Consider the following 16,641-nt stretch of genomic DNA (forward strand, 5'->3'; position numbering starts at 1 on the left):
ATCTCACTCGTTCATCATATAATGATCAATTTCCCATGCTTTTTCTATGGATAAAGCACCCGGTCCACCTAAAATATGATAACCGTTCCTATCGGAAAATACATTTATCGATTTCTGTAAGTAAGGGTTAGCTTGCTTATCCACCAATACAACCGGGCTATCGGTCCTTGCAGCCAGCGGGCTTATGCTAAGGGCATCGGGGAATTTCCCTCCTGTGGCAAAATAAACTGAATCCGAATCTTCAGAAGCAAATGTCTGATGAACCTTATAATTGGTTTCATAACGATCCAGACCGTAAATTCGAAAATGTCCCGGCAATTGATCAACCATCTTATTTGTAAGGATGCCCTGACCGCCGATCACGTACGTCTTGGAAATTTCATTCTCTTTCATATACGTACGAACCGACTGTGGAACCTTGTCTTTTTGAACAAAGAGTACAGGATATTGCATACTGCCACTATAGGAAGCGACAGACAAGGCATCAGGATAGTTTTGACCTGAAACGACAAAGGCCTTGTTGGTTGTGTAGGGAATCACGTTATTGATTGCTACGGCTGTTTCATAACGGTCCACGCCATATAATCGATTGGTCTCTATTGATAGATTCTTAATCTCATTTTCAACCTCATGAGAGATGGCATTTTTCCCTCCGATCATCAAAGCATGAGAAGGGTTCAACCTTTTCAGCTCTTCCTTGACGGAGTCACTCAATCGATTGTTCTTGACCAATAGGATCGGACTATCCAAATGAGATGCCAATGGGGAAGCCGCTAAACTATCCGGGAAGGAATCACCGTTCGCTAAGATAACAAACGACCCATTCAATTTGTTGCCACCTATCGTCAATTCTTTTTCCTCTAATGATGGCCATCCTTTATTGGATATTTCGACAGCTGTTTCTACCGAAGTCAGTCCGTAGAGGCGATTCTTCGTTTGGACATAGTTTAACGCTTCTTCTGCATTGATCAAACCCGTTCCAAGCCTATCGACTTCAGGTAATGGGGTAGTGGAGTTCTCAAGAACATCCTTTACCTGCATACCTTTTAGAAAAGGGTATTGCTGTTTAACCATGGCGGAAATCGAACTTACAATGGCTGTTGACATACTGGTGCCATCCAATGTCTCATAGCCACCCATCCATGTGCTGAAAATGTTCGTTCCAGGGGCAGATACATTTACTGTATCCCCATAGTTTGAGAACGTCGATTTAGCCAAAGTCGCAGAATCCACGCTTCCTACTGCCAGGACATCCGGATAAGTTGCCGGGTAAAGAACTGCGTGCTCATCATCGTTACCTGCAGCACCTACCACGAGAGCACCTTTGTCCACAGCGTAGTCAATTGCATCCTCCAGGGCTTGCATATTGCTATAGCTGCCAAGACTCAAATTGATGATATCTGCTCCGTTGTCCGCTGCATAACGAATGCCTTTAATAACCGTTGACATATAGGTGGTCTTACCCTCAAACACTTTGACAGGCATAATTTTCACCTTTTCAGCAGCAGAAGCAATACCCATTTTGTTATTGGTCACAGCCCCTACAAGACCCGCAACATGGGTCCCATGTCCTGACGTATCGACAGGGGGCTCCCCTTCATTCATAAAATTCTTTCCTTCTATTAATCTACTGCGCAACTCAGGATGTTTCAGATCAACACCTGAATCGACAATCGCCACGGTAACTTCTTCAATGGGATTGTAGCTTTCCCAGGCTTCCAATACCTTCATTACCTGAAAATCTTGGTATTGATTATTAAAATATGTATCATTTGGCGGAGCAGCTTGTGTATGTACGAGCTGATCGATCTCTGCATATTCTACTGTTTCTTTATTATTTAATTTGGACAGAGTGTCAGGAACGTTTTTAGCAGGTACTTCCACTACTTCAAATTTCCCTTCACCCTTTTCAAAAGACTGTGTCGATATTTCACCCTGTTGATCCTTGTAAACTACCAAAAGTTGAACCTTCTTCTCGTCGTCCGCCTGCGCAAGTCCGTTTGGAAGCAGGATGCAACCTAATAAGAAAATAATAGAAGCGATTACTCTAATATTCATCTAGCCACTCCCCTCTCGGTTGAATATCATTTACATCATCTGTAAAAAGTATATAAGAAGGTGGAAGGCATGTCCATGAATTCAAGGAGTTTTCAGAATGATAATCCGAAAGTCATTAAAAAAAAGACCGCCCGCTATTAAAAGCAGGCAGCCAATTCACACATATTCTATTAGTTTGATACTTTTCCTTGAAGGTCTTCCCTTGCTCCTTCACCAACTGCACCTTTACCACCAAGTACAGTGACAGAAGTGATTTTGTTCTGGTACAGATACTTCGTTAAGAAAGCATCTACTTCTTTCGGTAATCCATTAGGATCTGTCAGTAATAGTAAACCTGCGTTATCTGTTACAAGTGGAGCAGCAGATAATGCATCCGGGAAGTTCTTACCGCTGGCAACATATAACTTATCTGTGCTATTGGCGAACTCTCCTAGGATTGCAGCCAGTGTACCATAACGGTTCACACCAGAAAGTACTTTAACATCGACAGCTACTTTTTTAGCTTGAGCTACTACATTTTCTGGGACAGCAGACTTACCACCGAGCACATAGACTTTCTCGTCTTCAAGAATGGCTTTCGCTTCAGCAGATAAATCTTTTCCATCCGTTAATACGATTGGCATATCATTCGCACCGGCAATTGCCGCAGCACTTAGTGCATCTGCAAAGTTCTTACCAGTTGCAACGAATACACCGTTTCCTTTGAATCCAAGCTCTTGAAGCTTCGAAACGATGGCAAGGTTTGTACCGTAACGGTTTGGCATTCCATCTGTTTCTAAGCGTTCGATATCAGAAGAGTCGATTGAGATGCTGTTCAATTGTGTGAATACATCTTTGGATACGACACCTTCTCCACCAAGGATATACACATTTTCAGCACCAAGACGTTCAATTTCATCTAATACTTCCTTAGAAAGTTTCCCATCGCTGCCTACAGGTAAGATTGGCGCATCGATTGCGGATGCCAATGGACCTGCAGATAATGAATCAGGGAAGTTGTATCCAGTTGAAAGGATAACTGTTTTGTATTCATGGTCATCGGCAAAGCCATCCATGTGAAGCTTTTTGGAAACTTCGATCGCAGTTCCGACACGGTCTTGACCTGATACTTCATTGATGATGTCACCGTCTACCTTGATTGGAAGCAGTGATAATACTTCATCCGTTTTTGCATCAAGTAAATATACTGCTCCGATTGATCCAACTGACTCAGATGGAGTTGTAATCTTTACATCTGTCGTTAAAGATTTTCCAACTTTAAGGTTTTGTGAAGCATTGGCTTCTACTTTCCCTTTCCCTTTTTCACCAGGGGACAGTACGCCAAACTCATTGACTGATAGATCAAGAGTCGTCGTCGGATCCATTGTTGCATAGCCTTCAATGGCAATTGTGTACGTATCATCCGGTAAAGAAGTCAATGAAACTTTTTCATCAGATGTCGCACCTGCAGAGTAAGCTACCTGGTTACCTTTAGAATCAAAGATATATAGATCTACGTCATCAGTAGAATGTGATGGGTTTGAAGTTTGAACTTCTAAAGATACGTTGTTCTTCACTTTGACATCTTTGTAGTAAAATGCATTGTTACCTGGTACTTCTACCTTCTCTGAAGAAAGCTTAGGCGTGCTGAATGGTGCACCGACAACCTTCACTTCTCTCGCTTCAGATAAGTAGTTTGAGAATGTTACAGATTTCGTCATTTCAGTGTCAGAAGAAACATTACCTAAATCGATTTCACCTGGTTCAGCAACCACATCTTGAACAACAGCCTCTAATTGATATTTATTTACTTCTTTACCTGCTTCTGGTCCGGAAGTCCCATATACATGTACTTCCCATACCCCTGGTTTAGGAGACTTGAATACATGATCTTCAACACCCAATCCACCGGCACCGTATCCAGCATACCCTTGGAACTCACTTACTTCCACTCCGTCAGGATTGAAGACGATCGCGCGTACGCGGCCTTTATAATCATCATTTTCACTGATTGCATTCAGTGAGAAACGAACTTCACTTACACCTGGTTTTACGTCAAATGTATAACCTTTTGTTTGAGAAGATTGTACTTCACCTTCTTCGCGGAAGCGGAAACGATTTTCCTGGTTAAACTCATGACCGGTAACAATTGTTTGAGCTGATCTAGCTTCTACATAAGGAGTAGACGCATCATCAAAGACTAATGTCTCAGCATTTACGCCTGTCTCTAATTTCGACGCATCGTAGTCAACTGTAATCGTTTTGCTTTCTCCAGCTTTAAGATCTACTTTCGATACAGATGGCTTGATCCAATCGCCAGTAGGAGATACATCCAGGCTCTTATCTTCATCCGTCTTGTTCTCTACTAATACTTCAACGGTTTCAGGAATTTCTTTATTTCTTACATATAGACCGGGACCGCCGGACACTTTCTCTCCGTGATAGACCGTTACGTCTACATCTTTAATATCTGTGATGAAGTTCTTGCGCAGATACTCGTAAGCTGCCGGAACATCAATCAGTCCGCCACCTTCTTGAGCACGGTTGTATCCATCTAAATGATTAGCCGTTTCAATCAATGCTTCACGGGCAATTTCATAATTAAATGGAATACGATCTTTCTCAGCTGCAGATTTAAGCAATGCTACAGCACCAGCCACATATGGTGAAGACATACTTGTGCCCTGCATTACAACGTACGGTCCATTTTGTACCGGATGAGCGGCAAAAGCAGATCCAGGTCCTACGATATCAGGCTTTTGATTCCCTGCTTCGTTCGGTCCTACAGAAGAGAAGTACCATAATCCCTGTCCTTCTTTCGGAGTGCCGTCTTCGTTTTTCCCATATGGATAAGAATTGTATTCTTTTGCCCACATGTCAGCCGTGATATGTGCACCAACAGAAATGATAGGAGCTACGTCACCAGGTGATCCAACTGTGTCTGCACCAGGCCCGGCATTTCCAGCAGATGTAACAAATACGATATCTGTATCTTCACTTAGGACTGTCATTAATTCTCCATAGGATCCCAGACCATCATTTAAATCCGGTGAAGAACCTAAGCTTAAGTTAGCAACATCGACGCCAAATCCGCCTTCGGATTCAGGAAGCGCAGCATCGACCATAGCCTTTTGGATACTGAATGTAGGGGCTCCGCCAGCTGCTTTGAACACACGCATACCGACAAGCTCGGCTCCAGGGGCAACCCCTTCACCAGCAACGGCACCGAAGGCATTCGCTTTTGCCGGACCGTTTGCGGCAGAAATACCTGAAACGTGTGAACCGTGCCCGTTGAAGTCAGTGAATAGATTGATTTTCTTCAGACCTGCACCGAACCAGTTCAATTCCATATCATTGACACGGAAGTTCGCTCCAAGCTTCTCATCTTCTACATTCACATCGAATGTACCTGTTTCGTTATTCGCATAGGCTGTTTCGTCAGTGAAGTCATTATCCATATCTGTATCGATATAGACTTTGTCCCCTGCCAATAAAACAGAGAAGTTATCAGAATTTCCATTTGTCCCATCGGCATTTAAATCCTGATTCGTCCAGTTAGCATTCCCCTGAGGATAAGGATTTGTTTCAAATGCCGTTTTTCCGTAGTGTAATTTATCATCGGAAGCGTCAATCCCTGCTGTATTATATGTAGTTTCCCCTACTGTTATGGAGTCACCTTCAGCATGTCCTTTATCGAATAGCACGTCTCCCTCGGAAAGATAATTGACACCGTCACCTAAGTATTTTTTATAGCGCTCTTCAATGCCATAAGCAAGTTGACGATTCGAAATGGTGTAGTCTCTTACAGCGACAATCTTAGAATCACCATATTTACGTGTTCCTTCTTCAAGACCCTCTGTGAAGGATTCATGACCCGGATCGGGACCTGAGTCAATGATTCCGATACGTGTACCACTGCCATCAAACTTATCGTGGAAATCATCTACTCCGGTCGGAGCATGAGTTTCTGCCTGATTTGGTTTTACAACCGCATCTTCATCGACCTTATTTTGATCCTTCACTGCTAATTCAGGATCCTTGACCTCACCTAATTCGATTTCAGCATTTTTACCCACTGTACGAACACTCTTAAGGTCAAGGACTTCCATCACTTTGCGTGTAGGTACATCCGCTAAGTAAACATAGTTCTTATAATTCTGTTTTACCTTAACGCCAAGCTTCTCTAATTGACTAGTCGCATCTACTTTACCGTTACCTACGATGACAAGCTCTTGAACAGCCTGCTCACTCATAGAAAGTGCCACAACCTCTGAGAAATTCGAAACTTTGAACTTTTTCGTTTCCTGTAAAGCAGCTTCTGCTTTATCAGGATTGAAAGCTGTGATTCCAGCGAATGAGGAAGTTACCAAAGCAGCACTTGCCATAACCGAAAATACCTTTTTCTTAAACGTCAATCCCTTTTCCCCCTTGATAGATTAATAGTAGTGGTCCGAAATACTCCGTATCTTCCAAAAAAATATAATTATGGAAAAATTCGAACTCTATTTTCCATTTTAATCTCAGTTAGTTCTTTAGTCAATAAAAGGAGACGTTATTTTCAGAAAAAATAATATATTTTTACTATTGTATTTTCACCCTCGTTAATTTATTTAGAAATGTTTTCATAAACACTGATGGTAAGTGAGCGTGGTTGACTTCCGCACCAATCAACATCATGATCGTCATTCACTTTTACTAGTTAAATTAACAGTCTTTCTTGAAAACAAAACTCTAAATGTTTAATCACAATATTATCGGGTAAACAAAAAAAACCGCTTGCCAAGGGCAAACAGTTTCTCTATCAATCTATTAATTTACAACCTTCACTGCGCCTAAATAACGGGGCTTCCAATATACATTGCTCATACTCGTTACCTCTACTCCACGATCACCGGCATGAATGAACTGATTATTCCCTATATAGATTCCACCATGTGAAGGGCCCGGCTTGTACGTTTCAAACATGACAATATCCCCAACTGCAGGAGAGCTTGACCGGCTTCCAAAATTCCAGATGTCTGATGTCGTTCTAGGCAAATCAATATCATATTTATCATAAACATAATTTAAATAGCCACTGCAATCAAAACCACTTGGAGTCGTTCCACCCCATTTATAAGGTGTTCCTATATACTGTTTCGCCGTCTTGATTAAACCATCTGTATCGAAACCAAAAAGACTTTGGGCTTTCTCAGAAATCACGGACGTTCCACCAATAATCGTAAACTGATTAATACCTAATTTATTGACTGTCGACTTCACAGAAGTCGGGACATTATTTGATTGAATCAGCATAACAGGAGAGCCTTTTTTTGCTGCAAGGACAGATCCCGTCAACGCATCTGCATAGCTTTCGCCTGTTGCAATGACTGTACTATTTGAAGCTGAGTAATATTTCTCGGCGACTTTTGTTGCCGTATCATATCGGTCTTTCCCGGAAATACGTGTGGCTCTTGGTAATTGATTCTTAACTCCGTCACTTACCACGCCTTTACCTCCTATAAGAATAGAAGAACTATATTTATTTAACGCTTTCTTTGTCTCTTCAGGGACATGGTTCTTTTCCGTTAAAAGAATCGGCATAGATTTACTGGCAGCAACAGGTGCAATGGCCAGACTGTCCGGGAAATCCCTTCCATATGTAACAATGGCTTGGGAGCCACCAACTAGTGCAGCGATTTTTGCCGCTGTCTCGTATCTGTTTTCCCCTGCCACTCTTGTACTGGTAATCCCTAAACTCTTAAGCTGAGATTCGACTGAGGATGAAATGACAGAACTTCCACCTAATATGTATGCTTTACTTGGCTTTAATCGTTTTAATTCTTGTTTCACACTATAAGGAACGCTATCTTTTGTTACTAATAAGATAGGCGCATTATATTTGTCCGCTAACGGTGCACCTGCTAACGCATCTGGAAAGTTATTTCCCACTGCAATGACGACGGTTTTTGCACCACTGCTCCACCCTTGCCTGGAAACTTTCACTGCCGTTTCATACCGGTCAACACCGCTCACTCGATCTATCTGTGTACCTGCAGCTGAGGCAGGGTTCTGGAAAAATAATAGGAACATGAAGCTTACTACCGTGACGAAAGTAATAGATACAGGTTTGCGATAATTAGACATTTCTCAATTCCCCTTCTCTATAAATCTACAAAAACTATCTTATCATTAAAATTTTCAAAATAATTTTACAGTTATGTAACAAAATTCGTCATATTTACCCCTTTTCTGTAATATCCCTTCCTTCAAACGACACAAAAATGCCCGTTTCTGATGTAGAAACGGGCATTTTTCGTTAATCGTTTTCTTTGTTCCAATACTCCAAAAGTCCTTCTCCCATAGTGAACTTTGGATAGAATCCTAAAGATTTAAGCTCAGAAATATCAGAGTAGGATTCTTTAATATCTCCTGAACGCTCTTCCAGTTGTTCGATAGGGAGTTTTGTATTCGTAATCTCTTCATACATCCCAATCAAGTTGTTTAAGCTTATCGATTCCCCTGTGCCAACGTTGAATACCTTGCCGATTGCCTCTCTTGATTCTGAAACGAGAAGGTTTGCTTGAACAACATCTTTTACATAAATGAAGTCTCTCGTTTGTTCTCCATCTCCATATAAAGTGAAGTTGGTTTCTTCATTGTTTACTAACTGCTTGAATTTGTCTGTTAAGATCGATACGACACCAGAGTATGGTGAAGATGGATTTTGTCTGTTTCCAAAGACGTTGAAGAATCGAACCGCCGTTGTTGGAATATCATACAAGCGGCTGAATGCCAGTACGTATTGCTCAGAGGCAAATTTATCGATGGCATATGGCGTCAATGGTCTGATCGTCGATGTTTCTTTCTTAGGAAGCGTTGGCTCATCTCCGTACACCGCTGCAGAAGAAGCAAATACAAACCGCTCCAATCCGCCTTGTTTGCGTGTTTCCTCCAATAAGTATAAAGTCGCTTCCAAATTGGTTTGATGGGTATGAAGTGGATCTTCTACTGAAGCCGCCACACTGGCAATCGCACCTAAATGAAAGATTTTCTTAAATTGATGTTCTTGAAATAGCTTTTCAATAGTCTCTTTTGAAGAGATATCTCCCTCTACCACTGTTAACCTATCGTCCTTTGGTAGGTTATCCATTGAACCCATTGAGAAATTATCTATCACTACCACTTGTTCATTTTTGTTTAACAATTCTTCTACAATATGAGAGCCGATAAATCCGGCCCCGCCTGTGACAAGGATCTTGCTCATGTATGTTGTTCCCCTTTCAGAATGGAGAGTTATTCTTTACTTTTTCACTCATGTAAGTATAGCAAAAATCCTAAACGAATTCTATTCGGTCATGAAAATGTAAAACACCCTTAATTTTCTCCCTATTCCTCCATTCTAATACCCCTTTCATTAATGTCAAAAAAAGGCGAAAATTATTTATCTGGAACTATCTAGTCAAACGTTCTAAACGGAATTATACTATTCTAGATGTTATGAAATATTGGTACGGGATTGCCATAGACATCAGCTTAAAAACAAGATTATTATCGGGGGAAAGAAAGATGAAAAAATGGTTCATTGCTTCAGTGGGTTCAGCGTTACTTGCTTCAAGTTTATTCAGCACATCTGTCCTAGCGGAAAGCCCTTCCCAACAAAAGATGGAGCTTTTAGGGTACGATCGTGAAGGTTTCTTCGTTGAGGAAGAGCCAAACAATTCGTTTGCCAGTTCCAATGAAATTCTTCTTGAGGATGCCATAAAAGGGACCTTCCCTCTAGATGATGTAGATATGTATAAGTTTCAAGTCGACACTGAAGATCCGTTGATTATATACGGGGGATCATGGGATGAAAACCCTGGGATTCTATTAGATGTCACTCTTTATGATGAGAACAATAATGTGATTGAACCAAATGAAATGAGCACAAATCTGACAGATGGATTAATAGCCGATTACACTGTTACTCCTGGTACTTATTATATGTCTGTAAAGGATAAGACGAATTCGGCGACTGGGGAAGAGTATGTAGTCGTTGCGTCACAATTCTTATTTGAGTCTTACGTAGACCGGATATTTGGTAAAGACCGGTATGAGACCGCCCTCGAAATTGCTTTACAGGGCTGGGGATACGGAACAGATGAAATCATTTTAGCTACAGGAAGCAATTTCCCTGATGCATTGGCCGGCGCACCGCTTGCTTACCATAAAGATGCTCCTATTCTATTAACAACGAAGGGTTCTCTTCACCCATCAGTGAAGGAAGCCATTTTTGAATTAGGCGTCAATAAGGTGACGATCCTTGGTGGGGCGGGCGTCATTTCGGATCAAGTAGTGAAGGAATTAAGAGCTTTGGATGTCTCTGTTACACGCATCAATGGGAAAGATCGTTATGAGACGGCCGTAGCCATCTCTAAAAAGCTGCCAAATAATGACGCAGCCGTAGTCGTCAGCGGAAAGAATTATCCGGATGCACTATCCATTGCGTCCATCGCAGCACAAAACGGATATCCTATACTTTTATCTGATAAAGATAGCATTCCTGCCGCAACGCTGACACAGGCGAAGACATATGAAATGAACTATGTTATTGGAGGGACAGGTGTCATCAGTAATACAGTTTCCAGAAAGCTGAACGATCCGACGAGGATTGCAGGTGAGAATCGCTATGAAACGAATGCAAATATCATTCGCGATTTCTACGTTCCTACCACCTTCGTCTTCGTTGCTACCGGTACTCAATTCGCGGATGCGTTAACAGGTTCTGTTCTTGCAGCTAATTGGGGAGAGCCATTGTTACTAACCACACCATATGAGTTACATCCTGACATCAGGGACTTGATGGTGGATTATACATTCGGGGCGACGATCCTTGGTGGAGAGAAAGCAATTCAGCCTAATGTTGAAGACGAGATTTGGTCCATTATCGAAGGGATAGAATAATATCGAACGCGCTCACTAGAGGAGCGCGTTTTTTATGTCCTCCTAAAATAGTAAATATCATTGTGATAAAATGGTATTATACAAGATTTCACAAAAATAGATAGAATAACAAAATGGGGGAAAAAGATGAAGAAAAGGTTTATTATTTCGGTTGGATCCGCCTTGCTGGCATCCAGCTTATTTAGTGCGTCTGCATTTGCAGAGAATCCGGCAGCTACACTACAACAAAAAGTGGAGCTTTTAGGTGATGAAGAGGAAGAATTATTATCAGAAGAAGAACCAAATAATACGTTCGACGCGGCAAACAACATCATGGCTGGTGATATTGTCGAACCGACCTATGTAAAAGGAACACTTCCAGTAGATGATGTCGATATGTATAAAGTAGAGTTAGATTCCGACATTCCATTGTATTTATACGGTTCGTTTTTGCAGGAGACGGCAAATATCCCATTGGACATCATTTTATATGATGAAAACAAAGTTGCCGTTGAACCACATGAATTCTTTGTTAATGATGAAAAAGGGTATGCTGCCCTTTACCCATCCTCTTCAGGAACTTATTATGTTTCTGTTAAGAATAAAAGTGATTTAGGAGTGGATAAAGAATATGTCTTGTTGGTCTTCCAATTCTATCTCGAGCCTAATGTAGAACGGATCTACGGGACGGATCGATATGAAACGGCTCTACAAGTTGCATTAAAGGGTTGGGATTCCGGTAGTGATGAAATGATTTTAGCTACCGGGTCCAATTATCCTGATGCCCTGGCCGGAGCACCGCTTGCTTACCATAAGGGTGCTCCCATTCTATTAACCTCCAAGCAAACTCTGCATTCTTCAGCCAAAAAAGGAATTGAAGAATTGGGTGTACAAAAGGTAACTATCCTTGGGGGCGCAGGCGTGATATCTGATAACGTAGTGGAGGAGATTAAAGATTTGGGGGTTTCTGTTACCCGTATCAGCGGAAACAATCGTTATGAGACAGCCGTTGCCATTTCTAAGTCTCTTCCCAATCATGATGCAGCGTTTGTCGTAAGTGGAAAGAACTACCCTGATGCCCTTTCCATCGCTTCCATCGCTGCACAAGAGGGCTATCCGATTCTGTTATCTGAGAAGGACATAATCCCTGCTTCCACCCTTGCTCAAGCGAACACGTATAAGAAAAACTACGTCATTGGGGGAACAGGTGTCATCAGTCAGTCCGTCATGACTAAATTAAACCATCCAACAAGAATTTTCGGTATGAATCGCTATGAAACGAACGCCAGCATCATTCAAAATTTCAACATCCATACTGGTTCTGTGTTCTTTGCAACCGGTACTCAATTTGCTGATGCGTTAACAGGTTCCTCCCTTGCAGCGCATATCGGTGAGCCTTTATTATTGACTCCCCCGGACAGATTACATCCAGCAATCAAAGACCTGATGATTGATTACACTTATGATGTTAAGATCCTTGGCGGAATCAAAGCCATTCAACCTAATGTAGAGAAGGACATTTGGGCAGTCCTGGAAGGCAACCAATAAGCTGTACGAAGCGCGGTCTATTTAGAGCGCGTTTTTTTACCCGGAATAATGTATAGAATTTTCTGTATTTTAATGGTAAAATAGTATCATATTTCAAACCATACATAAGAAAGAAGGCACATTACCCATGGAGTCCCTCACACAATCAGTTGCTACCATCTATAAAAAACTAGTCATCCACCTTGATAAGGACGAGCTTCGTGAAGAGGTAAATAATCAATTACTTCTAACGATGAAAAGCTCATCAGCAGAGGAAGAATACACAAAAAATTTAGTGAAGGCAATTGTATTTCATGTTGAATCAACCAAAGCTCTTCATGGAATTCTGCAGCCACTTCTGTTAAATGAAAAATATCCTAACCTAGACGGTGTTTCACAGCTTATGAATCGAGCACAAGTACGCATTGAAAATGGAATGGATGAACTAATCCCCCTTTATCAAGAGCAGATCGAGAGTGAAGAATCCAATAATGATCTCGTTACACAATTGGAAATATACTTTACGACGACCTTCACAGAACTTCGATTAACGTACCGTTTTGTCGACGCATTCGGTACAGAGAGCAATAAAGAGCTGTTCCAACCTTTATTTCATTTTCCAGCTGAAGAGGTTGGAGAGACCATTCTGAAATACACAAGAACCTATGCCAGCCTTATATTTGAAAAGACTTTAAATCAGAAATAGAAGAGGCTGGGACAAAACTAAAATGCCACGATATAAAGACGAACAATAGAAGTGTAGGTTCTTAATACCGCTAATGATTTCCGTACAAGACTACGCTTTCCGCGGGTAGCCCGTGAGCCTCCTCGGCAAGCCTGCGGGGTCTCACATAAGCTACTTTTCCCGCAGGAGTCTTCGTCTTGCACTCCAATCAACCGCTGGAAATTGCTAAAATCAAATGTACCGAAATAAATAATAAACCCGAACAAATCTGTCTACTAAAAAGCAGATTTGTTCGGGTTTTACTTAGCCTAAAACACTTTTGTCACAGCCTCTTTCTTCTATACTTTCAAATACCATTTCTTCTTATGACAGACAAAGGCAACGACTGTCCAGAAAATCAGGTTCAATAAGCCATAAGCCAGCTGGGGATGAGGGGCAAACGTTGCCACCCATTCATTGATCACTCTGGAGAGCGATTTTTCTATACCGTCATCCGTGACTGATAGATGGATCAATACGGAACCGAGCATAAATTTACCGAAATAGATCAAGAAGCTATTCCGTCCATACGCTTCCAGAAACCAAACAACCGGCTTCAGCGCCGTCTCTTTGGCGTCTCCTTTTCGCTTATCGAATATTAGATACAGAATCGACAGCATACTAGCTGCAAATCCAGCTGCCAATAAAGCAAACGCAGGCGTCCATAAGCGTTTGTTATATGGAAGGAAATGATCCCAAGCAAGAGACAGGGTAATCAAAAGGACACCTATCCCTAATAACTCCCGCCATGCCCCCGTCTCTTTACGGGTCAATATTAATCGTCCAAACGCATATCCGAAAAGGACATTCGATAAAGCCGACAAACTGGTGACCAGGCCTTCAGGGTCATACCCCCGCTCGCCATGATGGTATAAATGACTTTCCCCAAACACAGCACTATCAATCACGTGTGAAGGATTACATTCGGGCTGAGGCAATCCGCCTTCACAGGATTGACCTGTATAGAGAATGAGCCCCCCATATACAGATGAAACCAACAACGCAATCATCATCAACTTCAAAGGAGACTGTACAAACTTGGTGATCGCTACCGTAACAATTCCCAGAAGGGCGAACATCTGTAATACACCGGTCAGGCGAATAGTCGGGAAATCCAACGTCCATTCCACAATGATTGTAAAAATGATACCGTACACGATCAATCGAACGGTCCGCTTTAAAATCTTCTCCCATTTCACCCCTCGCTGATACGCAATCGCCATACTCACACCAAAAATGGTAATGAACGTCGGTAAAATGATATCAATCAAAGTGACCCCATACCAATCCGCATGACGGAAATAAGGATAGTCCACTTTACCATAAGGAATCGTACTTAAAAATACGGATAATGCTACAATAATCCCTCTCAGCATATCAAGGGAATAGACTCTTTTTTTCTTTTTTACTTGTACCTGTTTCTCTGTTGGTTGAACTTGTTCCATACTCCGTTCCTTTCACTTCACGTTCTATACTTTCCTACTATGAAAGTATACACCAGCCCCCAAAACTTTGATAGAATCAATTAGTAAAGATTTAACTATTTTTCTCACCTGGAGGTCCACATGCGAGTTGTCTATCTATCTCTCATTTTATTATTATCCGCTTTCCTTAGCGGTTGCACTCTTTTTGAAAAAGAACCTGATACCTCTGTCTTCTACGCTCCACATGCAGACGACGAAACTCTCAGTTTAGGGCCTTCCATCCTTCGTCAAATCGACAAGGAAAATGAAGTAGCCGTGGTGCTGCTATCACATGGTGAAGCCAGCCAATCTATTAATAAAGTCAACGAAAACTTACGAGAAAAAAATTTTCCACCTATTTCCAAAGAAGAGTTCGGTGACTCACGGGTGATGGAATTTAAGAAATCCGTTGAAGAATTGGGAGTCAAGTCAGAGAATGTGTTCGTATATGACCTACCCGATGGCGAAATCAAGGAAGATGATGTCATCGATATCATGAAAGAAATGAATGAACGATTTCCTGAAGCCAGACACCATGCATTAACCTACAACGATCCACACAAAGACCATGCCACTTCGGGGAAAGCCTTGAAAAAGCTGGTTGAAGACGGGACCATTCAATCGGCACTCTATTACCTCCCAGTTCAAGAGTTTGAGCATTTGGAGTACGACGACACGTATCCCGTACCTGACGATTTCTCTGATGAATATACTAAGAGTTTGGATGCTTATCGGATCTGGGAGCCTGATGAAGGTTTTTATCGTATTGGATATACTTCGGTGGAGTCTTATTTTGTGGAGGCTGGGAAGTATGGGGAGAGTCGTTGGCATAGGTGATAAATTAGGTTTTGAATGGGAATAAGAAACCTTAGACTTATTAAACATCTTTCCAATATAGGTTCTCCGTCTGAATGAAGTCCAAGAAAAAAGAGATTACCAGATTAAAAGCTAAAAAAGTCATCTTTCTTGATAGTGAAAGGGCGACTTCAAAGGCAGTTGAAGATAAGTTGCGAAAATCCGGAGGGTTTCCTATTCAGAAATTGGCAGGAAAGGCCTCTATGGTACTGTAACAAAAATAGCAAGGGATCCCCTATCAAGAACCCAATTCCCATATCCAGCTATCACCAAAGGACACTCTCCCTTCTGCAATAAAGGCAGCACTAACAAGGGTGATATGTTCAATCATTATGAGCATTTGTGGTTTCCGACTGGGTGAAAAAGCAGCTTCCAAGTCCTGTTCGAAATGGCGGTTGAAACAGGGAAAAATTAGCGAAAACCTGCAATAGGATAAGAGAGCGATTTGTAGCTACAGGAACTAAATTCCCGGAGGTTCTATCTAGCACTACTCTACCGGCAGCAATAAATAATACACCTATACTGTTGGTTACTCCAAATCAATTCAGGTTCCTACTAAGTTTTTATAACTCGATTTAAGCACTATAAAGTATAGGGAATACCGGGTGATGTTCGGGTAAAGTTATGAAGAAATTGGATGATGTCTTGGGTCATATAGATTGATTTTAACAGTTTCTAAGGTATCCAGGTAAACTTTCAAATAAACCCTTATGAACAAATAATTAAAGACCTCCACTATACAAAATTAATTGTATAATGGAGGTCTTTATATTCAATATATATTCAAAAAATATATTAATAGAAAAAACCTTTCACTAACTTCACCCATCCAAAAAATGAAACCCAGAGTGGAATACTTAGCAGCGTTCCCCAATACATACCTACTATAAAGTTGCCTTCCTTCTTCATCATTCAAGCACCCCTAACAGTTTTTAATCAATTGGAGCTATTGAACTGAACTATGTAAACTCATTATAAGTAATGGTAGTTAAAAAGATTGTCGGAATAGAAATAAGTTTAATGAGATCTTTTATCAGAATTAATCGAAATTAATACTCCAGTTAAAACTAATTTCCCGTTTAGCCAACGATATAAACTATTTCTCTTATTAACTAAGCGGTCTATGTAATT

At 41.3% G+C, this 16,641-nt stretch carries 9 protein-coding genes; 4 read left to right on the forward strand and 5 right to left on the reverse strand.

What is annotated here, in order from left to right; genetic code table 11:
• Window positions 1-3: 3 nt before the first annotated feature.
• From ACQKFO_RS14900 to ACQKFO_RS14915, 4 genes are all read right to left on the reverse strand, one after another.
• Window positions 4-2,058, reverse strand: a complete 2,055-nt coding sequence (locus tag ACQKFO_RS14900) for a S8 family serine peptidase (RefSeq protein ID WP_427599673.1) — start codon at window positions 2,056-2,058, stop codon at window positions 4-6.
• A gap of 170 nt (window positions 2,059-2,228) precedes the next feature.
• Window positions 2,229-6,452, reverse strand: a complete 4,224-nt coding sequence (locus ACQKFO_RS14905) for a cell wall-binding repeat-containing protein (RefSeq protein ID WP_427599675.1) — start codon at window positions 6,450-6,452, stop codon at window positions 2,229-2,231.
• Between the two features lie 394 nt (window positions 6,453-6,846).
• Window positions 6,847-8,163 (reverse strand): cell wall-binding repeat-containing protein, encoded by a 1,317-nt coding sequence (locus ACQKFO_RS14910; protein WP_427599677.1) that lies wholly within the window; start codon window positions 8,161-8,163, stop codon window positions 6,847-6,849.
• Between the two features lie 172 nt (window positions 8,164-8,335).
• A complete protein-coding gene (locus ACQKFO_RS14915) occupies window positions 8,336-9,283 on the reverse strand; it encodes an NAD-dependent epimerase/dehydratase family protein (protein WP_427599679.1) in 948 nt (315 codons plus the stop codon).
• 302 nt (window positions 9,284-9,585) lie between these two features.
• Here ACQKFO_RS14915 and ACQKFO_RS14920 point away from each other — a divergent pair, with 302 nt between their 5' ends.
• From ACQKFO_RS14920 to ACQKFO_RS14930, 3 genes are all read left to right on the forward strand, one after another.
• Complete coding sequence (locus ACQKFO_RS14920) at window positions 9,586-10,962, forward strand: cell wall-binding repeat-containing protein (RefSeq protein WP_427599681.1); 1,377 nt, start codon at window positions 9,586-9,588, stop codon at window positions 10,960-10,962.
• Between the two features lie 126 nt (window positions 10,963-11,088).
• The gene (locus ACQKFO_RS14925) at window positions 11,089-12,489 is read left to right on the forward strand and encodes a cell wall-binding repeat-containing protein (RefSeq protein ID WP_427599682.1); all 1,401 of its coding nucleotides are present in this window, start codon (window positions 11,089-11,091) and stop codon (window positions 12,487-12,489) included.
• A 127-nt stretch (window positions 12,490-12,616) separates the two neighbouring features.
• On the forward strand, window positions 12,617-13,174 hold the full coding sequence (locus ACQKFO_RS14930) for a hypothetical protein (RefSeq protein ID WP_427599683.1): 558 nt from the start codon (window positions 12,617-12,619) through the stop codon (window positions 13,172-13,174).
• Window positions 13,175-13,491: 317 nt separating this feature from the next.
• On the opposite strand, the gene ACQKFO_RS14935 is transcribed toward ACQKFO_RS14930, so the two are convergent.
• Window positions 13,492-14,637: a heparan-alpha-glucosaminide N-acetyltransferase domain-containing protein gene (locus ACQKFO_RS14935; protein WP_427599685.1), complete on the reverse strand. Its 1,146-nt coding sequence runs from the start codon at window positions 14,635-14,637 to the stop codon at window positions 13,492-13,494.
• A gap of 120 nt (window positions 14,638-14,757) precedes the next feature.
• Here ACQKFO_RS14935 and ACQKFO_RS14940 point away from each other — a divergent pair, with 120 nt between their 5' ends.
• The gene (locus tag ACQKFO_RS14940) at window positions 14,758-15,492 is read left to right on the forward strand and encodes a PIG-L family deacetylase (RefSeq protein ID WP_427599687.1); all 735 of its coding nucleotides are present in this window, start codon (window positions 14,758-14,760) and stop codon (window positions 15,490-15,492) included.
• The last annotated feature ends 1,149 nt before the right edge of the window (window positions 15,493-16,641 follow it).

The organism is Rossellomorea sp. NPDC071047 (assembly GCF_050270195.1).
Taxonomy (GTDB): Bacteria; Bacillota; Bacilli; order Bacillales; family Bacillaceae_B; genus Rossellomorea.